This is a genomic window from Urechidicola sp. KH5, assembly GCF_054661455.1.
The window spans coordinates 460,747-485,416 of record NZ_BAAFSW010000003.1 but is presented as its reverse complement, the minus strand read 5'-3'; the positions used below and the strand labels follow the sequence as shown (position 1 = coordinate 485,416).

Annotated in this window: 30 protein-coding genes; 16 read left to right on the top strand and 14 right to left on the bottom strand. The window is 32.5% G+C overall.

Features of this window, described 5'->3' with window-relative positions:
• Window positions 1–116: 116 nt before the first annotated feature.
• The gene (gene sucC / locus ACYQ5R_RS10685; RefSeq protein ID WP_460190932.1) at window positions 117–1,310 is read left to right on the top strand and encodes an ADP-forming succinate--CoA ligase subunit beta; all 1,194 of its coding nucleotides are present in this window, start codon (window positions 117–119) and stop codon (window positions 1,308–1,310) included.
• Between the two features lie 52 nt (window positions 1,311–1,362).
• Here the strand turns inward: sucC and ACYQ5R_RS10680 are convergent, their stop codons facing one another.
• The 5 genes from ACYQ5R_RS10680 to ACYQ5R_RS10660 form a co-directional block, all read right to left on the bottom strand.
• The gene (locus ACYQ5R_RS10680; protein ID WP_460190931.1) at window positions 1,363–1,629 is read right to left on the bottom strand and encodes a hypothetical protein; all 267 of its coding nucleotides are present in this window, start codon (window positions 1,627–1,629) and stop codon (window positions 1,363–1,365) included.
• 505 nt (window positions 1,630–2,134) lie between these two features.
• Window positions 2,135–2,578, bottom strand: coding sequence for a DinB family protein (locus ACYQ5R_RS10675; RefSeq protein ID WP_460190930.1), 444 nt, complete (start codon window positions 2,576–2,578; stop codon window positions 2,135–2,137).
• A gap of 8 nt (window positions 2,579–2,586) precedes the next feature.
• Entirely contained in the window at window positions 2,587–3,192 is a 606-nt protein-coding gene (locus ACYQ5R_RS10670; RefSeq protein WP_460190929.1) for a tRNA (guanine-N1)-methyltransferase, read from the bottom strand.
• A 156-nt stretch (window positions 3,193–3,348) separates the two neighbouring features.
• Window positions 3,349–3,714, bottom strand: coding sequence for a PUR family DNA/RNA-binding protein (locus ACYQ5R_RS10665; protein ID WP_460190928.1), 366 nt, complete (start codon window positions 3,712–3,714; stop codon window positions 3,349–3,351).
• Between the two features lie 96 nt (window positions 3,715–3,810).
• Window positions 3,811–5,562 carry an ABC transporter ATP-binding protein gene (locus tag ACYQ5R_RS10660; RefSeq protein ID WP_460190927.1) on the bottom strand — a complete coding sequence of 584 codons (1,752 nt, stop codon included), beginning with the start codon at window positions 5,560–5,562 and terminating at the stop codon, window positions 3,811–3,813.
• A 93-nt stretch (window positions 5,563–5,655) separates the two neighbouring features.
• On the opposite strand from ACYQ5R_RS10660, the gene nusB reads away from it, so the two are divergent.
• The 7 genes from nusB (at window position 5,656) to ACYQ5R_RS10625 (ending at window position 11,460) form a co-directional block, all read left to right on the top strand.
• Window positions 5,656–6,594: a transcription antitermination factor NusB gene (nusB, locus tag ACYQ5R_RS10655; RefSeq protein WP_460190926.1), complete on the top strand. Its 939-nt coding sequence runs from the start codon at window positions 5,656–5,658 to the stop codon at window positions 6,592–6,594.
• A 73-nt stretch (window positions 6,595–6,667) separates the two neighbouring features.
• Window positions 6,668–7,129 (top strand): DUF1573 domain-containing protein, encoded by a 462-nt coding sequence (locus ACYQ5R_RS10650; protein ID WP_460190925.1) that lies wholly within the window; start codon window positions 6,668–6,670, stop codon window positions 7,127–7,129.
• Window positions 7,130–7,138: 9 nt separating this feature from the next.
• The gene (gene yajC, locus ACYQ5R_RS10645; protein ID WP_460190924.1) at window positions 7,139–7,453 is read left to right on the top strand and encodes a preprotein translocase subunit YajC; all 315 of its coding nucleotides are present in this window, start codon (window positions 7,139–7,141) and stop codon (window positions 7,451–7,453) included.
• A 76-nt stretch (window positions 7,454–7,529) separates the two neighbouring features.
• Window positions 7,530–8,486 carry a YbbR-like domain-containing protein gene (locus ACYQ5R_RS10640; protein ID WP_460190923.1) on the top strand — a complete coding sequence of 319 codons (957 nt, stop codon included), beginning with the start codon at window positions 7,530–7,532 and terminating at the stop codon, window positions 8,484–8,486.
• Window positions 8,486–9,091, top strand: a complete 606-nt coding sequence (coaE, locus tag ACYQ5R_RS10635; RefSeq protein ID WP_460190922.1) for a dephospho-CoA kinase — start codon at window positions 8,486–8,488, stop codon at window positions 9,089–9,091. The genes ACYQ5R_RS10640 and coaE overlap by 1 nt, the downstream gene beginning before the upstream one ends.
• A gap of 91 nt (window positions 9,092–9,182) precedes the next feature.
• Window positions 9,183–10,754: a sensor histidine kinase gene (locus ACYQ5R_RS10630; protein WP_460190921.1), complete on the top strand. Its 1,572-nt coding sequence runs from the start codon at window positions 9,183–9,185 to the stop codon at window positions 10,752–10,754.
• Between the two features lie 10 nt (window positions 10,755–10,764).
• Entirely contained in the window at window positions 10,765–11,460 is a 696-nt protein-coding gene (locus ACYQ5R_RS10625; RefSeq protein WP_460190920.1) for a response regulator transcription factor, read from the top strand.
• Between the two features lie 34 nt (window positions 11,461–11,494).
• Here the strand turns inward: ACYQ5R_RS10625 and ACYQ5R_RS10620 are convergent, their stop codons facing one another.
• Entirely contained in the window at window positions 11,495–12,376 is an 882-nt protein-coding gene (locus ACYQ5R_RS10620; RefSeq protein WP_460190919.1) for an alpha/beta hydrolase fold domain-containing protein, read from the bottom strand.
• Between the two features lie 44 nt (window positions 12,377–12,420).
• Between ACYQ5R_RS10620 and ACYQ5R_RS10615 the strand changes: the two genes are divergently transcribed.
• Window positions 12,421–13,041 (top strand): L-threonylcarbamoyladenylate synthase, encoded by a 621-nt coding sequence (locus tag ACYQ5R_RS10615; protein WP_460190918.1) that lies wholly within the window; start codon window positions 12,421–12,423, stop codon window positions 13,039–13,041.
• Here ACYQ5R_RS10615 and ACYQ5R_RS10610 read toward each other — a convergent pair.
• The gene (locus ACYQ5R_RS10610) at window positions 13,027–14,028 is read right to left on the bottom strand and encodes a glycosyltransferase family 2 protein (RefSeq protein WP_460190917.1); all 1,002 of its coding nucleotides are present in this window, start codon (window positions 14,026–14,028) and stop codon (window positions 13,027–13,029) included. The two genes, ACYQ5R_RS10615 and ACYQ5R_RS10610, sit on opposite strands and share 15 nt — an antisense overlap.
• 181 nt (window positions 14,029–14,209) lie before the next feature.
• On the opposite strand from ACYQ5R_RS10610, the gene ACYQ5R_RS10605 reads away from it, so the two are divergent.
• On the top strand, window positions 14,210–15,025 hold the full coding sequence (locus ACYQ5R_RS10605; protein ID WP_460190916.1) for a 5'-nucleotidase, lipoprotein e(P4) family: 816 nt from the start codon (window positions 14,210–14,212) through the stop codon (window positions 15,023–15,025).
• A gap of 51 nt (window positions 15,026–15,076) precedes the next feature.
• Here the strand turns inward: ACYQ5R_RS10605 and ACYQ5R_RS10600 are convergent, their stop codons facing one another.
• Both ACYQ5R_RS10600 and ACYQ5R_RS10595 read right to left on the bottom strand, forming a co-directional pair.
• Window positions 15,077–15,268, bottom strand: a complete 192-nt coding sequence (locus ACYQ5R_RS10600) for a cold-shock protein (protein ID WP_460190915.1) — start codon at window positions 15,266–15,268, stop codon at window positions 15,077–15,079.
• Window positions 15,269–15,339: 71 nt separating this feature from the next.
• Window positions 15,340–15,786 carry a type I restriction enzyme HsdR N-terminal domain-containing protein gene (locus ACYQ5R_RS10595; RefSeq protein ID WP_460190914.1) on the bottom strand — a complete coding sequence of 149 codons (447 nt, stop codon included), beginning with the start codon at window positions 15,784–15,786 and terminating at the stop codon, window positions 15,340–15,342.
• 29 nt (window positions 15,787–15,815) lie between these two features.
• Here ACYQ5R_RS10595 and holA point away from each other — a divergent pair, with 29 nt between their 5' ends.
• A complete protein-coding gene (holA, locus tag ACYQ5R_RS10590) occupies window positions 15,816–16,820 on the top strand; it encodes a DNA polymerase III subunit delta (protein WP_460190913.1) in 1,005 nt (334 codons plus the stop codon).
• 8 nt (window positions 16,821–16,828) lie between these two features.
• Here the strand turns inward: holA and ACYQ5R_RS10585 are convergent, their stop codons facing one another.
• From ACYQ5R_RS10585 to ACYQ5R_RS10570, 4 genes are read right to left on the bottom strand one after another with little or no spacing between them, the layout of a single operon-like run.
• On the bottom strand, window positions 16,829–17,608 hold the full coding sequence (locus ACYQ5R_RS10585) for an ABC transporter ATP-binding protein (protein ID WP_460190912.1): 780 nt from the start codon (window positions 17,606–17,608) through the stop codon (window positions 16,829–16,831).
• Window positions 17,609–17,613: 5 nt separating this feature from the next.
• Entirely contained in the window at window positions 17,614–18,633 is a 1,020-nt protein-coding gene (locus ACYQ5R_RS10580) for an iron chelate uptake ABC transporter family permease subunit (protein ID WP_460190911.1), read from the bottom strand.
• Window position 18,634: 1 nt separating this feature from the next.
• Window positions 18,635–19,207: a non-canonical purine NTP diphosphatase gene (locus ACYQ5R_RS10575; protein WP_460190910.1), complete on the bottom strand. Its 573-nt coding sequence runs from the start codon at window positions 19,205–19,207 to the stop codon at window positions 18,635–18,637.
• Between the two features lie 19 nt (window positions 19,208–19,226).
• Window positions 19,227–19,682, bottom strand: coding sequence for an Lrp/AsnC family transcriptional regulator (locus ACYQ5R_RS10570; protein ID WP_460190909.1), 456 nt, complete (start codon window positions 19,680–19,682; stop codon window positions 19,227–19,229).
• A gap of 147 nt (window positions 19,683–19,829) precedes the next feature.
• On the opposite strand from ACYQ5R_RS10570, the gene ACYQ5R_RS10565 reads away from it, so the two are divergent.
• Complete coding sequence (locus ACYQ5R_RS10565) at window positions 19,830–21,113, top strand: cystathionine gamma-synthase family protein (protein ID WP_460190908.1); 1,284 nt, start codon at window positions 19,830–19,832, stop codon at window positions 21,111–21,113.
• Here the strand turns inward: ACYQ5R_RS10565 and rlmH are convergent.
• Window positions 21,104–21,577, bottom strand: coding sequence for a 23S rRNA (pseudouridine(1915)-N(3))-methyltransferase RlmH (rlmH, locus tag ACYQ5R_RS10560; protein WP_460190907.1), 474 nt, complete (start codon window positions 21,575–21,577; stop codon window positions 21,104–21,106). The two genes, ACYQ5R_RS10565 and rlmH, sit on opposite strands and share 10 nt — an antisense overlap.
• 81 nt (window positions 21,578–21,658) lie before the next feature.
• Here rlmH and nadC point away from each other — a divergent pair, with 81 nt between their 5' ends.
• The 4 genes from nadC to ACYQ5R_RS10540 are packed head-to-tail and all read left to right on the top strand — an operon-like array spanning window position 21,659 to window position 24,651.
• The gene (nadC, locus tag ACYQ5R_RS10555; protein WP_460190906.1) at window positions 21,659–22,519 is read left to right on the top strand and encodes a carboxylating nicotinate-nucleotide diphosphorylase; all 861 of its coding nucleotides are present in this window, start codon (window positions 21,659–21,661) and stop codon (window positions 22,517–22,519) included.
• Window positions 22,520–22,526: 7 nt separating this feature from the next.
• A complete protein-coding gene (locus tag ACYQ5R_RS10550; RefSeq protein WP_460190905.1) occupies window positions 22,527–23,459 on the top strand; it encodes a YihY/virulence factor BrkB family protein in 933 nt (310 codons plus the stop codon).
• Window positions 23,456–24,187, top strand: coding sequence for a 3-deoxy-manno-octulosonate cytidylyltransferase (gene kdsB, locus ACYQ5R_RS10545; RefSeq protein WP_460190904.1), 732 nt, complete (start codon window positions 23,456–23,458; stop codon window positions 24,185–24,187). The genes ACYQ5R_RS10550 and kdsB overlap by 4 nt, the downstream gene beginning before the upstream one ends.
• On the top strand, window positions 24,184–24,651 hold the full coding sequence (locus ACYQ5R_RS10540; RefSeq protein ID WP_460190903.1) for a hypothetical protein: 468 nt from the start codon (window positions 24,184–24,186) through the stop codon (window positions 24,649–24,651). The genes kdsB and ACYQ5R_RS10540 overlap by 4 nt, the downstream gene beginning before the upstream one ends.
• Window positions 24,652–24,670: the final 19 nt, after the last annotated feature.

Below are 24,670 nucleotides of genomic sequence, written 5' to 3'. Positions count from 1 at the left end.
TGTTAATTATTCTACGATTCTTTATTAAAAGAAAGTGTTACATTTTTTATAAAATCTATGATGAAAATCAGTTGTGATTATATTACATTTGCAATGCAATTAAAACTGTAGAATAAATGAATTTACACGAATATCAAGGAAAAGAATTACTGAGCAGTTTTGGTGTTAGAATCCAGCGTGGTAAAGTAGCGCAGACACCAGAAGAAGCTGTTGAGGCTGCAAAGCGTTTAACTGAAGAAACAGGAACTAGCTGGTATGTAGTAAAAGCTCAAATTCACGCAGGAGGCCGTGGTAAAGGTGGTGGTGTGAAATTGGCAAAATCTATTGATGATGTTAAGACACTTTCTGATGAGATTATTGGAATGATGTTGGTTACTCCTCAAACTTCTGCTGAAGGTAAAAAAGTAAATCAAGTGTTAATTGCAGAAGATGTTTATTATCCTGGTGATAACAAGCCTGAGGAATATTATATGTCTGTTTTATTAAATCGTGGTACTGGTAAGAATATGATTATGTATTCTACAGAAGGAGGTATGGATATTGAGCAAGTGGCTGAAGAAACACCGCATTTAATTTTTACTGAAGAAATAGATCCAGGATTAGGTTTATTGCCTTTTCAAGCACGTAAAATTGCATTTAACTTAGGTTTAAGTGGAGTTGCAATGAAAGAAATGGTAAAGTTTGTTTCATCGTTATACACTGCCTATGTAAAATCTGATTCTTCATTATTTGAGATAAATCCAGTGTTAAAAACATCTGACGATAAAATTTTAGCAGTTGACTCTAAAGTTGTTTTAGATGATAGTGCTTTATTCCGTCATAAAGATTTAGCGGAGTTACGTGATTTGCGTGAAGAAAGTCCAATAGAAGTTGAAGCTAATGCTGCAGGATTGAATTATGTAGACTTAGATGGTAATGTTGGATGTATGGTAAATGGAGCTGGATTAGCAATGGGTACTATGGATTTAATTAAGCAATCTGGTGGTGATCCTGCTAACTTTTTAGATGTTGGTGGTACAGCAGATGCTGAGCGAGTGGAGAAAGGGTTTAGAATTATATTGAAAGACCCAGCAGTTAAAGCTATTTTAGTTAATATTTTTGGAGGTATTGTGCGTTGTGATCGTGTAGCACAAGGTATTGTTGATGCCTATAAAAATATGGGTGATGAAATTCAAGTTCCTATTATTGTGCGTTTGCAAGGAACCAATGCTATTGAAGCTAAAGAATTAATTGATGCTAGTGGATTGCCAGTGCATTCTGTTGTGGAGTTTCAAGAAGCTGCTGATAAAGTGCAAGAAGTTTTAGCGTAAGCTTTAAAATAAATGAGATAAAAAAAAGACCAATCGAAAAGTTGGTCTTTTTTTATTTAGGCATTCCAGACAGATAGATCATGACTCTGCGGCTGTTCTGTACTTTTTTTATATCACCATTATATTGGTCGTTATTCTTTACTTGCGCAATTGAGGCTTCCATTTCTTTTACTAAATAGGTTCTGCATGCAGAAACAACACCTTGCCAAAATACAAAAACCTGTGCGATAGTTATGATGCATGTAAACAACAATATACCAATTTTGAATGGTCTAATAAATGTAGTGGTTAGGAATAGAATCATAGGAGAGAAGAGCATTCCTAAAATGCTTGGATTACTATGTTCTTGATCTTCAAACATCGCGATCGTAGTATTATCGTTAATAGCATTTTTAATGTAGTAAAAGTATCTTTGGGTTTAAAATGGTATAGTGATAAAAACTGCGTACGAATTACTTTTAGATTTATAGGAACATTTCTGGTATCAACAGTGTTTTCTGAAAAATAGATGTTAGCTTCCTACTTTTGAGTGTATTAAAAGCTGGGATTTTAGGATAGTAGTCGGTTAGAGTTATTTTTGAGTTTGAGAACTCTTTTTGTAATTTCTCATTGAACCATAAGATGCTATTATTACCTCTAGAGGTAAGATCTACAATCTCTTATGTTTATTTTTCCAGTAATTATAATAATATGCGTACACAAGGTTTCCAAATCTTAGTACAGTTAGATAAGAACTGTAAAAAGTTTGTGCCATAATTTCTTATTGATTTTAGGAAACCACTTTTAGTCTTCAAATTCCAATAAATATCCTAATTATTTTACTGCTATTGATGAACTATTTGATACACATGATGTTTCATATGTTTGACATAGTCTAGTATTAGAAACTTTAAATAATTGAGGGTTCCTTCTACTTCAATTTCATAGCGTAATGTTTCGTCTGTTTGTATAGAAACAACCTCCATTATACGAGTATTTATACTCAGCCAAAAGCCCAATAATTCTAATATTTCTGCTTCTTGATAGTTGTTTGCTGTAACCAAAGCATCTTGGTTATAAGGTAGGACCATATAGGGTTTCTCAAGGTACTGTGCTTCATTAAATCTATTTAAATTATAAATACCAGAATCAATAAGATGTCCTAAAATTTCGATTTTAGACCATTTGTTGTTTTTTGGTTTATAATAGATTCTTTCATTTGGAGCACTAGCAAAAAATGCCTCAACACAGTTGAGGCATTTTTTAATATCGTTTACAATGTCGTTCATTAGTTTGGTTATTTATCTTTTTTCTGTTTGTTGATTTCGTCCTGCAATTTTCGTCTAATTTGTTGCTCACGCTCCAAAGATCGTTGTCTAAACCCTTCGTATTCTTGCTCAAGGTCGTCAAACTTTTCTTTGGTTTCCTTCGTAACTATATTACTTCTGTTAAATCGAAAGATATATATTGCTAATCCAGCAATAAGTATAGCTATTATACTCCAAAGCAAAGAATTGTATATTGGCTTAGATACAATGGCACCAAAAAGTGTGATTCCATTCTTTTCTTTGTTTAGTTGCTCTATGGTATTATTTTGAGTCGAAAGATTTAAAGAGAGATTATTGATTTCCGAATCTTTTTCGGCTACTAATTTTTCTAAAGAATTGACTTCTAATTCTAATTCGGACAGAGAATCGTTTACTGAACCACGCAACTTATCAATCCATACTCTTTTTACAACTTTGTATTCTTGATAACGATTAGAGTTTTTAATTAGGTAATTAAATTGATCGTCAATAGTTCCGCTATCTATTGTTTGTTTGGTAGTAGTTTCAATCTCTTGACAAAAGCTATTGAAGCCAATAAATAGTGTTATTAAAGTTAAAAAGTTGATTGATTTCATATTCTGTGGAGTTTTATTTACAACATAACTAAACTGTTGTAAAGATACTTTATTATATTTTATTGAAATATTTTTGGGAATTAATTGAAACAAACTGATAAAAAAAACCACTGCAAAAAGCAATGGTTCTTTTATACATAATTAGTTAAGTTTGATTTATATATCCTCAAAGTTAACATCAGTAAAATTGCTGCCTACAGCTGCCTCTTCTGTATTGTTCTCTTTGTGATAATCAGATTGGTGTCTTTCGCTAATAACTTCTTCACCTTTTTCGTTAATGATATAGTCTGTAGCTGCTTGAAGCATTTCATTAAACTCTACAAAGTCTTCTTTGTATAAGTAAATTTTATGCTTTTTGTAATGAAACGAACCGTCGTCGTTTGTAAACTTTTTACTTTCAGTAATTGTTAAGTAGTAATCGTCGGCTCTAGTTGATCGTACATCAAAAAAATAAGTCCTTCTACCTGCTCTTAAAACTTGCGAGAATATTTCTTCTTGCTCATTAAAGTTTTTTTCACTCATAATTGTACGCGAATCTTTTTAGTTGAAATTGATTTGACAAATCTAAAAAAATAAATCACTCCCACAATAAATGCACTATAAAATACCAATGTTTTTTTAAAGATTTTCTTCTAAAAGCTGTTGTTCGTAAAGATCTTTATAAAATCCTTCTTTAGTAGATAGTTGATTGTGAGTCCCTTGCTGAATTATTTTCCCTTCTTCTAGAATTAATATTTTATCAGCATGTTTTATAGATGAAACTCTATGACTAGTTATAATTGTAGTCCTGTTTTTTGTTACGCGCATTAAATTTTTTAGAATTACCTCTTCTGTTTCTGTGTCAACAGCTGAAAGGCAATCATCAAAAATCAAAATTTCAGGGTCTTTAATTATAGCTCGAGCAATAGAAATACGTTGTTTCTGACCTCCAGATAGCGTTACACCACGCTCTCCAACAAAGGTCTTATACCCATTATTAAATGTTTCTATATTATGATGAATATAAGCATCCTTAGCAGCTTGAATAATTTCTTCCTCAGTTGCATCTTCTTTACCAAACTTAATATTGTTTTCAATAGAATCCGAGAATAAGAAAGCATCTTGAGGTACGAACCCTATGTTGTTTCTTAAGTTGTAAACATTATAATCTTTAACATCTTTCCCACCAATGGTGACTAACCCACTTTCTGTGTCATATAGACGAGCTATAAGATTAATAATGGTTGATTTGCCTGATCCAGTTTTTCCTAAAATAGCCAATGTTTTGCCCGCTTCTAACTCAAACGAAACATCTTTAAGTGCTTTAATTTGTGTGTCGTCGTAAATAAACTGCACATTATTAAATGCGATCGAGCCACTGACCGGTGTTTCAGATTCAACCCTATTTTGTATTTCTGGAGTTTCATCTAAAAATTCGTTGATTCTCTTTTGAGATGCTTCAGCTTGTTGAATAATAGAAGTTACCCAGCCTAAAACTGCAACAGGCCAAGTCAAAATATTAACGTATAAAATAAATTTAGCGATATCTCCAAAAGTGATTAGGTCGTCTATATAATAAAGGCCACCAACATAGATAACAATAATATTACTCAAGCCAATGAGTAAAATCATAATTGGAAAAAAGAATGCTTGCACTTTATATAAACTTACATTCTTTTGTCTACTTTGTTCAGCCTCATGTGAAAGTTGTTCTATACTGCTTGGTTCTATTGCGTAAGATTTTAGTATACGAACACCTGAAAAAGCTTCTTGTGCAACTGTTGTTATTTTGGATAGCTGTTGCTGAACAATTGTTGTTCTTTTGTGAATTAATTTACTTAAATAGTAAATTGATACAGATAAAATAGGTAATGGAACCAACGTGTAAACTGTAAGCATTACATTGGTTTTAATCATTAAGATAAATGTAACCACAATCGCAACTAGCGTGTTAAGTGTATACATTACAGCAGGGCCAAAATACATGCGGACTTTACTAACATCTTCGCTAATTCTACTCGTTAAATCACCAGTTCTATTCTTTTTGTAGAAGTTTAATGATAGTTTTTGGTATTGTTGGTAAATTTCGTTTTTAAGATCATATTCAACCAATCGAGAGTTCACAATTATCATTTGTCTTGTAACAAATGTGAGTATCCCTCCAATAATTGCTGTACCAACTATTAATAAAATGTATGTAAGTAATGTGTTTTTAATACTCTCATCAGTTGCAGAACCTTCAAGATGAGCTGCGATTGCATTTACAGACTCTTTAATATAGTCAGGTATTTGAAGTTTTAAAACGTTAGATATAATGCAAATAACGATGCCCAAAGCGTAGCGATATCTGTACTTCACAAAGTATTTATTAACCCGTTTTAAAGCGTTCATATTGGTCTAAAATTTTCCAATAGCGAAGATAGTAGAATAAAAATTAATAGTAATTTTGTAGCGCAAAAAAAATAGAGGTAAACGTTCTTTCATATGATAAACAGAAGACACATTAGAATCAAGGTAATGCAATCCGTATACGCCATGGTTCACACGCAATCTGATAACTTAACAAAAGAAGAAAAGTTTTTGAAACAGAGCATCGATAAAATGAGTGAATTGCATGCTCTTTTATTAAATGCACTTATTGAGGTGCGTCAGAAAGCACTACAGCATATAGAAGTTTCTAAAAAGAAGTATTTAGCCTCTTCAGATGACATTAACCCAAACACGAAATTTGTTGATAATAAAGGGATTTTGGCCCTTCTTGAAAGCCAAAGTTTGGCAAAATTCTCGGATGATAAAAAGTTGACCAATTGGGAGTTAGATGACGAATTTATTAATATTATTTGGAGCGAAATTCGAAATAGTCCGTTATACGAAAGATATATTAATAACGAGTCTCAGAGTTTTGAAGAAGATCAAGAATTCTTGATAGAAGTGTTTAAGCGTATTGTTGCCCCAAATGAAAAGTTAGCTGATTATTTTGAAGATAAGAATCTAACTTGGGTAGATGACATACCATTTGTGAATACCTGGATTGTTAAGGATTTAGGTAACTTAAAGCCAAATAAGCCTTATAAATTAGGTAGGTTGTATAAAGATGAACAAGACGAAGACTTTGTTGTGGACTTATTTAGAAAGGTAATATTGAACTTTAGTGAGTTTGATGTTATTATTGATGAGAAAACTCCAAATTGGGAAACTGAACGTATAGCTGACATAGATTTAATTCTAATGAAAATGGCGCTATGTGAATTTATACATTTTGCTTCTATTCCTACGAGAGTTAGTATTAATGAATATATAGAAATTGCTAAAGATTATTCTTCTCAAAAAAGTAGTTTTTTTATAAACGGTGTATTAGATAAAATCTTAAAACAGTACAACGACGAAGGTAAAATAAAAAAGATGGGAAGAGGATTGTTATAATTATCTTCAATTTATAACCAAGTCAGATAATTTTATATTTTTACCGCGATTTAAGAATAAACAATATAAATAAATGAAAAAAGTAGTGATTATGGTGGCTTTAGCCATCGCAGGAGTTACAATAACATCGTGCTCTAAAGAGAGCGCTGCGTCTAAAGTAAATCAACAGAATGTTGAGGCGGCTAAAGAACGTGATGCAAATAGCAAATTGGATCCGCCAAAAATCGAATGGAACAAGACAGAACATGATTTTGGAAAGTTAAAACAAGGTGATAAAGTTGAAACAGTTTTTACTTTAACAAACATTGGAGATAGCGACTTAGTAATAACAAATGCAAAAGGTAGTTGTGGTTGTACAGTGCCTCAATGGCCGCGCGAAGCTGTTGCTCCTGGTACTTCTGCAGATATTAAAGTTGTATTTAATTCTGCTGGTAAACGCAACAACGCTCAGAATACAGTTACGTTGACTACAAATACAGAAAAAGGAACTGAGCAATTGAGAATTAAGGCCTTTGTAGAAGTGCCTGCTAAATAATTAATTTTTATGTTTTTATCTATATTATTACAAGCTGACGGTGGAGGATTAATGGGGATGTTGCCTTTCTTAGCGATGTTCTTGGTAATTTATTTATTCATGATTCGTCCTCAAATGAGACGTCAGAAGAAAGAAAAAACCTTTCAAAGTGAAATTACAAAAGGGTCTAAAATTATTACTTCTAGTGGAATACATGGTAAGATTGTTGAGGTAAATGACAAAGACGATACTGTGGTTATCGAAACCGGTGCGGGTAAGATTAAAATGGAGCGTTCTTCAATTTCTATGGAACTTTCTAAGAAGTTAAATCCTGAGAAAAAGTAAAGAACACTTTAATCATATTTAAAAAGTGAGCCGAAACGCTCACTTTTTTTTATTTTAGACTTTTTATTGAAAAATTATGGCGATTCAATCAAATAATAGATTAAAAACTAATTTAAAACTAAGACTCTTTTTAGGTTTTTTTGTTTTGTCTGTGCTTTTTTGGTTATTGATTAACCTGTCTAAATCTTACACAGGTCAAATTACTATAGATGTAAGTTATTCTACATTGCCAAAAGATAAAGTTTTTCAGAATGAGCCAATAAAAAGTTTAAATGCTACTGTAACAGCCACTGGGTTTGATTTAATTCGTTACAAATTGCGAGATAGGAAAGTTCAAGTTGACTTAAGTAAAATAGCTTATAAATCAGGTAGCTTGTATTATTATTTACCTAACAGTCAGAAATATGAGTTGCAAAAACAATTATTAGCAGATACAAGATTGGATCAAATACTTCAGGACACTGTATTTATTAGTTTGGGTACAAATGGAAGTAAAAAAGTACCAATAAATTTAGCAGCAAACATTTCATATAAATCTGGCTATAATTCAGTTAATGCATTGTTGTTAACTCCAGACTCAATCACAGTTTTGGGACCTCAAGAGCAATTAGATACTCTCCAAGTAGTTGTTACTTCGATTTTAGAGATGCAAGAAGTGTCTAAAGACATTAATACAACTTTAAAAATTGAAAAACCTAAAGATATGCCTTGGACTTATTCTCAAGATGAGGTTCAGGTATTTGCGCGTGTAGATAGATTTACTGAAGGACAAATTAAAGTCCCTTTTAAGATCATTAATTTACCCAAGAATGCCCAAGTTACTACGTTTCCGAGTGAGGTAGAAGTGTTCTTTCAAGTTGGACTTTCGAATTACAATAAAGTAACTTCAGAAACTTTTGAAATTATTTGTGATTATCAAGAGAGTCAAAATAATAAACTTAATTATTTGATACCTACAGTAAATAAATATCCTGGTTTGGTTTCTAACGTAAAGGTAATTCCGTCTAAAATTGAATTTTTAATAGCAGATTAATGTTGGTAATTGGTCTTACGGGTGGTATTGGTAGTGGGAAAACTACGGTTTTAAAGATGTTTCAAGAACTTGGGGCTGCAATTTATATTACAGATCAAGAGGCTAAGCGATTGATGAATTCAGACACATATTTAATCAGGAGTATTAACGCTTTATTTGGTGAAGAAGCATATAAGAAAAATCAACTAGATCGAAAATTTATAGCTGATAAGGTATTTTTAAATAAGCGTTTGTTGGAAGAATTAAATGCGATTGTTCATCCCGTTGTTAGGGCTGATTTCAAGACATTTATTTCTAAAAGCCAAGCATCATATATAATTTATGAAAGTGCCATTTTATTTGAGTCAGGTAGTGATGCGTTTTGCAATCTTACAATTTCTCTAAGTGCTCCAGAAGATCTTAGAATAAAACGTGTTGTTCAAAGAGATGAATCTTCAGTAGAATTGGTTAAAAATAGAATGCAGCATCAAATAAGTGAAGAGACTCGAAATTTAAAGGCTGATTTTGTTATTACTAATCTAGATCTGCAACAAACTAAAATAGAAGTTCTTAAGCTTCACAACTATTTTATTAAAATTTCAAAAGATTCACAACAAACAAAGTAGATTTTCTTAAAACCTTGTTAAAAACTCAGTATTTTTGTTAAATAAAATAAAAATACTCAATTTTTTTTATTTTAAAATTTAGATTTGTCTTATGAATAAAAAGGTGTTTATACTCATTATTTTCTTGATGAGTATTTCATTAATAGGAATTATTGCAGTTCAGGTATTTTGGATTCGTAATTCGGTGGAGTTAGCAGAAAATCAATTTACGAGTGATGTGAAATCTGCATTGATACAAGTATCGGATAAGATTAGTGAAAGAGAGTTAAATAATTTTTATACAAGAAATTATTCGAGGTTAGCTGATAATAATGATTTTTTGACGGAGTCTGAGATAAAAGACTTTATCTATCAACAAGTAGATACAACTAAGCAAGAAACATTTATTTATGCGCAAACAATATTAGAGGAAAATTATAAGGTTCCTAGTGAGTTCTTTGAAAATGATACGGTAGATTTAAAGAAGTTCTACAGTAAAGAGGAAATTACCATTATTAAAAATGATGTTTCTACAGAAGGAGATATGTCTGGTATGGATGCCGAAGAAAAGTTTGTAAGGTATGATCAATTAGAAGATTATCAAAAACTTAATTTAAAAAGGCAATCACGAATCATGCATGAGCGGTTACCAATTTATTTAAGAGTAAGCAATCAAGAGTTGACGTTTAATCTTCAAAATGAATTGGCGTATAGGGGCATTACAACTAATTTTAAATATGGGGTATACAACGATAAATTAGCGACAAAGTTAAAGTCGGGTTATTTTAGACCAGATGCTCATAAAACTTATATGGTGCCCTTATTTGCTGATGATCAGGGTAAAAGTGATTACCAATTATATGTGAGTTTTCCGAACAAGAAGAATTATTTAATCGCGTCTGTTGGTAGAATTTTAGGGCTTTCCGCTTTGTTTATAATTGTAATTATTTTGGCCTTTATAAGTTCTTTATATCAAATGATTAAACAGAAGCAGTTGTCAGAAATTAAAACTGATTTTATAAACAATATGACACATGAGTTTAAAACGCCCATTGCTACTATTAATTTGGCGGTAGAATCGATTAAGAACCCTAAAATCATTAATGACAATGAAAAGGTGTTGCGTTATATTGGGATGATAAGAGAAGAAAATAAACGCATGCATGCCCAAGTTGAGAATGTTTTACGTATTTCGAAGCTTGAAAAAAATCAATTAGATGTTGAATTGCAAAATCAAGATTTACATGTCTTAATAAAGGAAGCACTTTCACATGTGGATTTGTTAGTGCAAAGTAGAGGTGGTAAAATTACAACTACTTTAAATGCAAATCTATCAGAGATTTTGGCTAATCAGTTTCATTTAACCAATGTCATTGTAAATATGTTGGACAATGCAATAAAGTATTCGCCAAAAGCTCCTGAAATTGAAGTTAGTACAGAGAATACTGTAAAAAACATTGTTCTAAAAATTAAGGATAATGGAATGGGAATGACTAAGAATGTGCAAAAACACATATTTAAGAAGTTCTATAGAGAAGAAACTGGAAATATACATAATGTAAAAGGTCATGGTTTAGGATTGGCCTATGTAAAAAAAATAGTTGAACACCATCAAGGTACAATTCAAGTAGAGAGTGAAAAAGGAAAAGGAAGTACTTTTATTGTGAATTTACCTTTAATATAAACTAGCTTATATGGAAAATAACAAAATTTTATTAGTTGAAGATGATCCAAATTTTGGGACAGTATTAAAAGATTATCTAATATTAAATGATTATGCGGTAACCCACGCTAAGGATGGATTGGAAGGTTTAATCATGTTTAAAAACAATGATTTTGACCTTTGTATTTTAGATGTAATGATGCCTCGTAAAGATGGATTTTCTTTAGCCAAAGATATTAGAGCTGCAAATGCAGATGTACCAATTATTTTCTTGACGGCTAAAACAATGAAAGAAGACGTGTTAAAGGGATATCAAGCTGGAGCTGATGATTATTTAAACAAACCATTCGATTCAGAAGTGTTGTTGTATAAAATGAAAGCTATTTTACAGCGTAAAGAATCAGAAAAAACCGTTGAAGAAGACGTATTCGAATTTAATATTGGTCGTTTTCATTTAAACTCTAAATTACGTCATTTATCATTAGACGGTCAAGAACCTATTAAGCTATCTCCTAAAGAAAGTAAGCTATTAAAAATGTTGGCTGCTCATAAAAATGATTTAATGCCTCGTGAGTTAGCATTGACTAAGATCTGGAGAGATGATAATTATTTTACATCTAGAAGTATGGATGTTTACATTGCAAAATTACGTAAGTATCTGAAGGCTGATGAGAAGGTTGAAATTCTCAATATACATGGAGAAGGCTTTAGATTAATAGAAAATTAGTTAAAAATCCGCTCATCGAGCGGATTTTTTATTTTTAGAAATGTAGATTAATAAAATTTTCTAGCTTCATAAAGGTGTCTTCTAAATTTGCTCCTTCCCAACCATGTCCTTCGTTAGGGTAAAGCGTAAATTCATTTATAACATTTAGAGCATCTAATTTGGCAGCCATATCTACACCTTGAGAAGTTGGTACTAACTCATCTTGTCCGCCATAAAATAATATACTTGGTGGCGCATTTGAAGTAACCACATGATATGGACTTACATTTTCATAATATTCAGGGTTTGTAGCAAAAGGTACTCCCGTAATTAATTGTACAGCTAATACATAATCTGCATATTCAGGATTATCGACATAGTTAGTGTCTGTAAAATTCGTTGGTCCTACGATGCTTGCAACCATATCCACTTCATCATTGTCATCACTTGCATAGCTATAAAGCATAGATAGATGTGCACCGGCACTTAATCCAATAAATCCAAAATCGTTTGATATAAAGTACTCACCTTGTTTAAGTTTAAGATCATTAATAATAGCTTCTATATCATTTATTTGCATAGGAAAGGGTGATAATCCAATTGAAGCCAAGCGATAATTTATATTTACTATGGCATAATCAGGATATTCGTTTTGTAACTCTGCTACTAAAAAGTTTAAGTCATTTTTATCTCCTGCAACCCAAGACCCACCATGTACCAAAACAAAGACTTTTGTTGAACTGCTTCTATTGCTTGGTAAATAAATATCGTATATCTGTGATGGATGACTACCGTAAGAAACATCAAATAAGTTTAACGCTTCCAGAGGATTGGTTGGTAGATTATTACTGTCATCATCTGAACTACAGGCCCATAAAAAGGAGATCGTAAATAAAACCAAAACTAAATGCTTAAATTTGTATTTAGATGCTTTCATATTGTAAATGTTTGAAACAAATGTACTTTAAATAGTAATACCTTATGGCTGAATTTATTAAGATTTATGAAGATAATCCAAATCCTAAGGCAATTGAGCAAGTTGTTCAGATATTGCGTAAGGGAGGAGTTATTATTTACCCCACAGATACTGTTTATGGGCTTGGATGTGATATTACAAATACGAAAGCTCTAGAGAGGGTGGCACGATTAAAAGGCGTTAAATTAGAGAAGGCAAATTTCTCTTTTATTTGTAATGATTTAAGCCATTTGTCAGATTATGTTCGTCAAATAGATACTCCAACATACAAACTTCTTAAGAGAGCTTTACCAGGTGCATATACTTTTATTTTACCGGGTAATAATAATTTACCTAAGGTGTTTAAAAAGAAAAAAACAGTTGGAATCAGAGTACCAGATAATTCAATCGCTTTAGCTATAGTGGAGGCACTAGGGAATCCTATAATTTCAACTTCAATCCATGATGAGGATACCTTGTTAGAATATACAACAGACCCAGAATTAATTTATGAAAAGTGGGATGGCCTTGTAGATATGGTTGTTGATGGAGGCTATGGAGGAAATGAAGCCTCTACAGTAATTGATGTTACCGATTCTACTCCAGAAGTATTACGTGAGGGTAAGGGGAATTTAGATGTGATTTAAATTTTTAAATTTTTTACGTTTACCTACGAAATACTGATATACAATGTTTTTAGAATGATAGTAATCTAAACGTTGTTCTATTTCGCGTTTTTTTAAGTTATGCCTTAATTTTCTGTAAAAGCCTAAATGAGCTTTTAATATAGCAAAGAAATGTTTTGGCTTTAGTTGAATTAAAAATCTAATAGCCGCAATTCCATCTAAACTAAGTCGAACAAAAAGTCTCGAATAGAGTTTTCGCTTTGGTAGATTTTTGGTCAGCATCCATAAACTATTTCTAAAATTTAGCAAAGTTTTCTGAGGGCTTCCTGTTGTTAAAGTTGCGCCACCAATATGATATACCGTGCTTTTAGGTTCATAAACTATTTTGTAGCCAAGATTGTTAAGTCGCCAACATAAATCTATTTCCTCTTGATGTGCAAAAAAATCCGAATCAAATCCACCGACTTGCCAAAATGATACAGATCGAACAAACAAACAAGCTCCAGAGGCCCAAAAGATTTCTTTTGATACATCAAACTGTCCATCGTCTTTTTCTACAGTATCGAATATCCTCCCTTGACAAAAAGGGTATCCATACGCATCTAAAAAACCACCTGCTGCTCCTGCATATTCAAATTTAGATTTGTTTTTGTAGTCCTTAATTTTAGGTTGTACCGCAACGATAGCAGCATCTTTAAATTGGTTTAGTATCGCATCGCACCATTTCGGTGATACTTCTATATCTGAATTAACCAATGCATAGATATCTGCCTTGATGTTTTTTAATGCTTCATTATATCCTTTCGCAAATCCGAAATTTTCAGAATTCTCAATTATTTTGATTGTTGGGAAAAGTTTTTTAACAACCGCTACAGAGTCATCAGTTGATGCATTATCAGCAACATATATAGTTGTATTATCATTCGGACTATGCTTTAAAATAGACGGTAAAAATTGCTTTAATAATTCTTTACCGTTCCAATTTAATATGACAATGGCTAGTTGCAATGCAGTTTGGTTTATTTATTAGACAAATATAACTAGTCTTGTAGTTATAACTGTTTGTAATATAGATTAATTCTTTAATCTTATATGTATAAACTATTTATAGATTTAATTTAAATATATTTTTAGATGCAGATGTTCTATTTTTGCAATCATGGTCCGTAAAAATTAAAGAGAAATAATTATGAAATATTTTGCATTAAGATTATTTGCTATCGTTTGTTTAACAGGAATAGTGAGTTGCTCAGAAATAAATAATACACATCAAAACGCTATAAATGAACTTCCTAAAAAAGAGCATACGTTATCTGCTGTTTTGTGGCAACAAAATGCTGCTGAGTATCGCGCTTTATCTTATCAAGCCTATAATATTGCAAGTCTGAGAATTTCAAATTTAGATAAATCAAATGGTAAGCCTTATGCTATTATTACTGATCTTGATGAAACTGTGATTGACAATAGTCCGTATAGCGCAATGCAGATAAAAGAGGATTTAAATTTTGATAATAGGGATTGGAATGAGTGGGGTAAACTAGAAAATGCTAAGGCTTTGCCTGGAGCAGTTGAATTCTTTAATAATGCGATCAAAGAAGGTGTTGATGTATTCTATATCTCAAATCGTAGTGAGGTACAAATAGAAGAAACTATTGCTAATTTGAAAAAACTTAATCTGCCTAATGCTGATTTAGACCATGTATTTTTAAAAACAAGTACTAGCGAAAAGCAAGAGCGCAGAGATAAAGTATTAGAAAATTATGATGTGGTTCTTTATATGGGAGACAATTTATCAGATTTTTCTTCAGCTTTCGATAATCAGAGTTCGGTAAATAGAAATGCTTCCACAGATGCTTTGAAAGAAAAATTTGGTGAGAAGTATATTGTATTTCCTAATCCAATGTATGGAGATTGGGAGTCGAAAGGAATATATGAGAACCATAGAAATTGGACTGAAAAACAAAAAGACTCAATAAGGAGGGCAAAAATATATTCTTACAAATAAAAAAACCTCCCAATCTGGGAGGTTGTAATCTTGAAAATTTATTATTCGCAGTTAAACTTTTTTCACATTTACTGCGTTTAATCCTTTTCTTCCTTCTTTTAATTCAAACTCAACTTTATCACCTTCAGAAATTGAGTCAATCAATCCAGAAACATGCACAAAGTAATCTGTGTTTGAACCGTCTTCCGTAATGAATCCAAAACCTTTGTCTTCTACGAAAAATTTAACAGTACCGTTTTTCATGTAAATAATATTAAAGTATAAAGGTAATAAATTGAAATATAGAATTGCTCTTTTTTTAAAAAGTTTATTACTTATTTCTCATTATGAGGTAAATTTTCTAAAAAATCATAGTTTTTTTTATGGTTGTTTAAAGTGCAGAAATAGTGATTTAATCCATTAGTTAGCATTAATAGAGGTGCATTTAAACGCATATTATATCGCGCAATTTGATCAAATGTCTCTTGAGTTATAGCAACTTTAGGAGCCTTGCATTCTACTAATATATACGGAAGTCCTTGCGTATCGAAAATAACAATGTCAAACCGTTTTGTGAGTTTATTTACTTTTAACTGTCTTTCTACAGCAATTCTAGATAACGGGTAATTCAACTCTTCAATCAAGTAGTTTACAGTATGTTGACGCACCCATTCTTCAGGAGTTAATACCACATATTTTTTTCGAATACGGTCAAAAATAAAAGGCTTATTTTCGCTACTTTTGAGCTTAAACTGATACGACTTAAAGTTGAGTGGCTGCATAGCACAAATGTGCTAATTTTAATTGAATTATGGCAGATGTAAAGCAAATTACTACTGATATTAAGAATGGCAATATTAAGCCTATTTACTTCTTAATGGGTGAAGAACCTTACTATATTGATAAGATCGCAGATTTTATTGAGAATTCTGTATTAACAGAAGCAGAGAAAGGGTTTAATCAAATGGTAATGTATGGTAGAGATACCACAATAGACGAGATTGTTTCTAATGCCAAACGTTTCCCCATGATGGCAGAGCGCCAAGTTATTATAGTTAAGGAGGCTCAGGATTTATATAAGACAATTGATCAATTAGAAAGTTATGCGGCACAACCAACACCATCTACGGTATTAGTTTTTTGTTATAAATATAAAACGCTTGATAAGCGTAAAAAGGTAACTAAAACTATTGCGGCAACTGGGGTTGTTTTTGAAAGTAAGAGATTATATGAAAATCAAGTGCCAGATTGGATAAGAAGAGTATTGTCTGGGAACAAATATTCTATAGACCCAAAAGCATCGCATATGTTGGTTGAATTCTTAGGAAGTGATTTGAGTAAAATTTCAAATGAACTCAATAAGTTAATGCTAATCATACCTAAAGGAGAAACGATAACACCTCAGCACATAGAGGAGAATATAGGTATAAGTAAAGACTATAATAATTTTGAACTACAAAAAGCTGTTGGTCAAAAAAACATAGTACAAGCGAATAAAATTATTCAACATTTTAGTCATAATCAGAGAAACCATCCAATATTTGTTACAACTGCAGTGTTGTACAGCTTCTTTGTTAAACTATTGCAATACCATGGATTAAAGGATAAAACCCGAGGTAATGTGGCTAAAGCTCTTAGAGTAAATCCATACTTTGTTGAAGATTATATGAATGCAGCAAAGCATTATCCCATGCGTAAGGTTTCTCAAATTATAGGTCTATTAAAAGATGCAGATTTAAAATCAAAAGGGGTAGGGGCTTCTCGAGTACCACATGGCGATATTTTGAAGGAAACATTATTTAAAATTTTGCATTAATTGTTGGATTACTTTTGAAAAATAAATCGCAATTGCTCTTTATTAAAGGTGATATCGTCTTTATCAAACAATGTATCTAAAACTCCAGAATCTATCAAAGATTGTGTCTTTCCACTTGTAAATCGGTTGTCATTCATTAGCCATAAATCTGAGCTAAATTGCAGAGCCAAATCAATTTGATGCGTAGAAACAATAATGGTTTTCTGTAATTTTTCAGAAAGTTCTTTCAGTAATTTAAATGTTTGTAGGCTGTTTACCAAATCTAAATGAGCAGTTGGTTCGTCTAAAATAATTAATGGCGTTTCTTGAGCTAGGGCGCGTGCAATTAATACGCGTTGCAACTGGCCGTCGCTTAATTGAAAATGTTTTTTATGAAGTAGGTCTTCTAATTGTGTTAAGTGAACTACATCGTCAATTATTTTTTTATCAGACTTTTTTAATGCTCCGCTCCAATTGGTGTATGGTTGTCTGCCTAATGCAATCAGTTCATATATGGATAAATTGCTTTCAGGTAGGCGTTCTGTTAGCACCAAGCTTATTTCTTTGGCCAATTGTACAGGCGAATAGGATTGAAGTTCTTTTTCTTTCAATTTTACAGCACCAGCTATGGAAGGTTGTACTTGAGCAATGGTTCGTAATAACGTAGATTTTCCAATTCCATTTTTACCTAAAATGCAAACAAAATCACCTGCGTTAATATTAGTTTCAATATTGTGAGCAACAATTTGCTTTTCCTTTTTTGATTGGTAGCCAATTGTAAGATCTTGTATGGTTAATATGTTTTTCATTTTGCTCATACAAAAAGTCTACGTTTTCTTATAATTAACCAAATAACCACAGGTGCACCAAAAAATGAAGTAATAGCATTTATTGGTAGGGTATAAGCTGAAGTTGGGAGTTGGGCAATAATATCAGCTATCAACATTACAATTGCACCTAATATGCAAGATGCAGGTAAAATAATTTTGTGATTGGCGGTGTTAAAAACCAATTTTGTGAGATGTGGGACAGCTAATCCAACAAACGCAATTGGCCCTGCATAAGCAGTGACACATCCTGTCAATATACTAGTGATTATTAATATGAGCATACGCCATTTTTCGATTGAAACTCCTAAGCTCTTAGCATAATTCTCACCCAGAAGCCAACTGTTTAAAGGTTTTATTAGCCAAAGTGTACCTATGAGTGCCGAACCGCAAATTCCTAACAGAAGAGATACAGCTTTCCAACTTAAATTTCCTAAACTTCCAAATCCCCAAAAGATAAATTGCTGCAGTTGTTCGGCTTGACTAAAATAGGCGAGTACGCTTATAATTGCTGCTGTAAAACTTCCAAACATTAAGCCGATAATTAGAATGGACATAGTGTTACGCACATGTTTTGCAACTAATAGGACTGCAAGCAACACTAAAAATGCTCCTAAACTTGCAGCAATAGCTAATCCGATGCTTGAGTTTGTAGCAATACCAAAACCTAATAAGCTACCTCCCAAAATATATAATGCCACACCTAAACTAGCACCTGAACTTATGCCTAGAACAAATGGTCCAGCCAAAGGATTTCGAAATAAAGTTTGCATTAATAGGCCACTAACCGCTAAAGAGCCACCAACAAAGATAGCAGTAATGGTTTTTGGTAATCGATAGTCTAACAATATCGTAGACCAAGTTTCGGAAGTACTGCTACCAATAAGAGTTTTTAATACATCTTTAATCGGAATATAAACTGATCCGCTACTTAAATTGGCAAACGCAATTAGTAACAAGCTAATTAATAGGATAACAAAAACAGATGTATATGATTTTTGCGGCACGTTAACTTTTTAAGTATGATATAAACTTTTGAACAGCTCGACCTCTATGTGATATTTTAGACTTCTCATCCATCGTCATTTCAGCAAAAGAAGAATCAAAGCCGTTTGGTTTAAAAATAGGATCGTATCCAAATCCTTTTTCTCCATGCTTCTCATGTAATATAACACCATCACAAGCACCTTCAAAATAAAGTAAATCTTTAGAGGTCTTATAAGCGATAACAGTTCTAAATCGGGCTGTTCGATCTTCTGTATTTATTAATGCAGCCAACAGTTTTTGCATGTTGTTTTCTGCGTTAGCAGGTTCACCTGCATATCTAGCAGAATAAACACCAGGTTCCCCATTTAAAGCATCAACTTCTAAACCAGTATCATCTGCAAAACAAGGGAGGCCAAAATTTTGAAATACAAAGTTTGCCTTAATTGCGGCATTACCTTCTAGAGTTGTTGCAGTTTCAGCAATATCTTCTGTACAACCAATGTCCTTAAGTCCAACAATTGTAAATTGAGGTAGCATTTGTTGTACCTCCGCTAATTTATTCGCATTGTTAGTTGCAAATACAATTCTATCCATAGAACAAAAATAAGGCTAATTACTGAATTGGAATATTAGCTGTAGGCTTTACTTCGGTCATTACAAAAGCACTTTGAACTTGCCCCAGATTTTCAATAGAAGCCAACTTTTTGGTTACAAATTCTTGATATGCATCCATGTTGTGAACCATTACCTTTATGAGGTAATCAAACATTCCTGCTATATGATAACACTCAATAACTTCTTCAAACTTTAGTATTTCTTTTTCAAAATTAGAAATCATGGTTGTATCATGGTTTTTAAGGGAAATATTACAAAATGCCACCAAAGAAAGACCAACTTTTTTTCTATTAATTATGGCTTTGTACGAAGTTATGTAACCTTCATTTTCAAGTTTTTTAATACGCTCAAAAATTGGTGTAACTGTCCTGTTTAATTTGGCTGCGAGTTCTTTTATGGTGTATTTGCCATTAGACTGAAGGAGTCTTAGCAATTGTTTGTCCGTTGAATCCATAGAACATTTTTCTTTTTAGATGCATTTTAGATGCTTGTTTCAGAAATAAAATCGTTTATAAGGCATAAATAGGAAAATAATTTCAAAATAACGATATAAATAAGAAATAAATACTTTAATGATTAATTTTGATAAAAATATATCAGTATGAAAACTCCAGATTTTAAACCAGAAAGTTTAATGATGTCATATGGTCACAATCCAAAAGAGGCATTTGGTGCGGTAAAAAGTCCATTGTATCAAACATCTACTTTTGCATTTAATTCTGCAGAAGAAGGTAAGGCATATTTTGAATTGGCTTATGGGCTAAGAGAACCAGAAAAGAATGAGGAGTTGGGAATGATATACAGTAGGTTAAACAATCCGAATTTATCTGTACTAGAAAAGCGTCTATGCCTTTGGGACAAATCTGAGGATGCTGCAGTATTTGAGAGTGGGATGGCTGCTATTAGTACTGTATTTATGGAATTTTTAAATCCTGGGGATTTATTGGTTTATACCTTGCCAACCTATGGTGGTACACATCACTTTATTGAGCATTTCTTACCAAAAATGGGCATACATGCGATAGGGATTTATCCTGACCAAGATATTGAAGAGGTAAAAAAGCTAATTGTAGATAGTGGTAAATCTGCTGCTTTACGAATGATGTATTTAGAAACCCCAGCAAACCCTTCTGGTCATTTATTATCAATTGCAGATTATGCTGCCTTGGCAATGAAATTTTCTCAGGGAGAGCGCGAAGTTTTGACTGTAGTTGATAATACGTTTATGGGGCCCGTTTGGCAACACCCATTAAAGCATGGTGCTGATTTGGTGGTTTATTCTGCAACTAAATATATAGGTGGGCACAGCGATGTTGTTGCTGGTGCGGTGCTTGGTAATGCTGAGTTAATGCAACAAGTTAAAGTGTTACGTACATTTTTGGGCAATATGTGTAGTCCACATACTGCATGGTTATTGCAACGAAGCTTAGAAACCTTGCAAGTTCGTATGGATCGTCAAGCAAAGAACGCAGCCCTAGTGGCCGATTATATTGTAAATCATGAGGAGGTAGCTTACGTAAATTATTTGGGACATTTAAAACCTGAAAGCAAATTATATGATACTTACAAAAAGCAGTGTACAGCTCCAGGTGCAATGATTGCTTTTTATATAAAGGGAGGAGAAGCTGAAACCTTTGCTTTTTTAAATGCTCTCAAACTTGTTAAGTTAGCAGTTAGTTTAGGTGGAACGGAAAGTTTAATTCAGCATCCATATGCGATGACGCATGCTGGAGTAGATCCAGAAATAAAAGAACGAATGGATATTACTGAAAGCTTGGTACGTTTATCTGTAGGTTTAGAGCACCCAGATGATTTAATTGCGGATATAGAACAAGCTTTTAAAGCAATGAAATCTTTGCGAAAGAAAGAGAACCTTTATTCGTGATGGTAAGGCTCATTTTTTAAAATTGTAAACCCGCGATAAAGTTGTTCTATCATAAATAAGCGCACCATTTGGTGTGAGAAAGTCATTTTAGATAGCGAAACTTTACCTTGAGATTTTTGGTAAACATCTTTTGAGAATCCGTAAGGTCCACCAATAACAAAAATCAACTGTTTGATACCGCTATTCATTTTTTTCTGTAGGTATTGGGCAAACTCTACGGATCTGTGCATGGTGCCTTTTTCGTCTAAAAGAACTAAAACATCACTTGGTTGCAATTGTTTTAAAATCAATTGCCCTTCTTTCTCTTTCTGTTGCGATTCAGATAAGTTTTTAACATTCTTAATATCAGGTAGAATGCTCAATTCAAATTTAATGTAGTGCTTTAAACGATTCTCGTAATTCGCAATTAATTGTTGCAATTGCTTATCGTCTGTTTTTCCTATTGCAAGTAGCTTAATTTTCATCTTTAAAATAGTCCATCAAAATTAATGAATTATAAGGCTTTGTTATGTACTTTTAATATTTTTGTTTTATAAATTAGAGGTATGATTTCTGAAGCGCAATTCCAAAAAGAACTAGCTATTATTATTGCCAATGCTATTCGAGAAGATGTAGGTGATGGTGACCATAGTTCTCTATCCTGTATACCAAATAATGCCGAGGGAAAAGCAAAATTATTAGTAAAAGATGATGGTATTATTGCTGGAGTAGAATTTGCATTGATGGTTTTTGATTATGTTGATGCCAATTTGAAAGTAGAAGTGCTTATTCAAGATGGGACAAGAGTATCAAAAGGAGATGTTGTTTTTTATGTTGAGGGGCCTTCTCAGGCGATATTAAAAGCGGAACGATTGGTTTTAAATGCGATGCAGCGTATGAGTGCTATAGCCACTAAAACTGCGCACTACATGGATCTACTTTCAGGGACAGGTACTAAAATTTTAGATACACGAAAAACAACGCCAGGTATAAGAGCCTTAGAAAAATGGGCTGTAAAAATCGGAGGAGGCGAAAATCATCGTTTTGCTTTGTATGATATGATTATGCTAAAAGATAATCATATTGACTTTGCTGGTGGTATTACAAAAGCTATTGCTCAAACGCAGTCTTACTTAAAAGATACCAATCGAGATTTAAAAATTATTGTTGAGGCTAGAGATCTAAATGAAATTGAAGAGATATTAGAGAGCGATGGTGTGCATCGCATTTTAATTGATAATTTTAATTACGAAGACACTAAAAAGGCTGTTGCAATGATTAATGGCAAATGTCAAACAGAATCGAGCGGTGGTATAAATGAGCAAACATTGCGAGAATATGCTTTATGTGGTGTTGATTATATTTCGAGTGGCGCATTAACACATTCCATTTATAATATGGATTTAAGTCTAAAAGCCATAGATTAGCAAATACATGACCAAAAGAATAGAAGATAATTTATTAAAGATACCCGTTTTAAACTGGTTAGTGCGCATTGCTATGCGAATTAAAATACCAGGGATGCAAGGAATGTCTTTATACGATCTTCTCGAAATGTACATTATTGGTATAGTAAATGGTGCTCTAACATCTAGAGCAGGTGCAATTGCATTTAGTTTCTTTATGGCCTTGTTTCCGTTTTTGCTTTTTATTTTAACCTTGATTCCATTTGTGAAAATTGAAGGTTTTCACGAAGATTTTATGACTCTAATTTACGATATGTTGCCCCCAACAACTTCGGAGTCTGTGGATTTAGTGATTCAAGATATTACTAGTAATTCTTATAGTGGCTTATTATCATTTGGTTTTATTACTTCCATATTTTTAATGACAAATGGTGTAAATGCCATTTTTGGAGGTTTTGAATATTCCTATCATGTTAAGGTAACAAGAAACGTTTTGAGACAGTATTTTGTAGCATTGGGAGTATCTTTAATTCTATCTATTCTGTTGTTGTTAACAGTAGCTGTAATGGTCTATTTTGAAATCTTTTTAAAAGGTCTTGAGGCAGACGGAGTGCATTTAGATAGTGCTTATTGGGTAAGATATAGCAGAATATTATTCTTTATCTTCATGATTTATACGGCAGTATCAATTTTGTATAATTACGGAGTAAAAGATTTGAGTCAACGTCATTATTTTACAATTGGTGCAGCTTTAACTACCTTATTAACAATTCTTACTTTTTACCTATTTGGTATTTATGTTGAGAAATTTGCACAATACAACCAATTATATGGTTCCATAGGGACGTTATTAATTCTAATGCTATTTGTATGGTTAAACTCCATCATATTGTTGTTAGGGTTTGAATTAAATGCAGCCATGAACCGTTTGAGATTAAAACATAAAATAGCAAAGCCATGAAAGTAGTCGCTATGATTCCAGCTCGTTTAGGAGCTACAAGATTTCCTCGTAAGTTATTACAAGACTTAAAAGGTAAGACAGTTATTCAAAGAACCTTTGAAGGTACAGTTGCAAGTAATTTGTTTGATGAGGTATATGTGGTTACGGATAGTCAAGAGATATTTGATCATATAGAAAATGTTGGAGGTAAGGTGCTTTTGAGTCAAAAAGAGCATGAATCGGGTAGTGATCGTATTGCTGAAGCTGCTTCTCAGGTAGATGCCGATATTATTGTGAATGTGCAAGGAGATGAACCTTTTATTGCGGTTGAAAGTATTCGTAGTTTACTCAATGTATTTGTAGAAGATATTTCGCAAGAGGTGGATATGGTTTCATTAATGTTTCCAATTTCTGAAAGAGCAACAATTGAAAATCCAAACAATGTAAAGGTGGTTACTGATGTTTCAGATTTTGCTATGTACTTTAGTAGAGCTCCAATACCTTTTGATAGAGATGGTAGTTTAAGTGGTAAATATTTTAAGCACATTGGTATTTATGCCTTTAGAAAAGAAGCTTTATTAAAAGCTACATCACTACCATTAAATCTGTTAGAAACTACAGAGAAATTAGAACAATTACGCTTTATAGCTCACGGTATAAAGATTAAAATGGTTCCAACACACGAGCAACCAATAGGTATTGATACTCCAGAAGATCTTCAAGAAGCCATTAAAAAATTAACCAAATGAAATCTTACAAAACAGACAAAATATCTTTAAAAGCAATTCAAGCAATTTATGCCGCATTAATCGTGGGGGTTGTAATTGCAATCGTGGTATTTTATTTTTCTGTAGAGCAAACAATTTTTGTAATTGATGCCGCTAATAGTAAAACTATTTTGGTACCCGTTGGTGCTTTCTTTGGTCTTGCGATTAATAATTTCTTTTTTAATAGAACAGTAAATGCCATTGATAAAGATGTTGATTTGCAAGTAAAATTAGCGCAATATCAAACAGCCAATATTTTGAGAGCCGCCCTTTTGGAAGGTCCAGCATTTTTTGCAATATTTACTTTTAGCAATACAGGAAACATCTATTTTTTAATGTTTGCCATAGCCTTAATAATTGTTATGGCTTTTCATTTTCCTACCAAAGAAAAATTTATTGATGCTTTTGATTTAAGTTTTAAAGAAAAATCAAAATTAGAACACTAATCATACGCCATTTATTTCA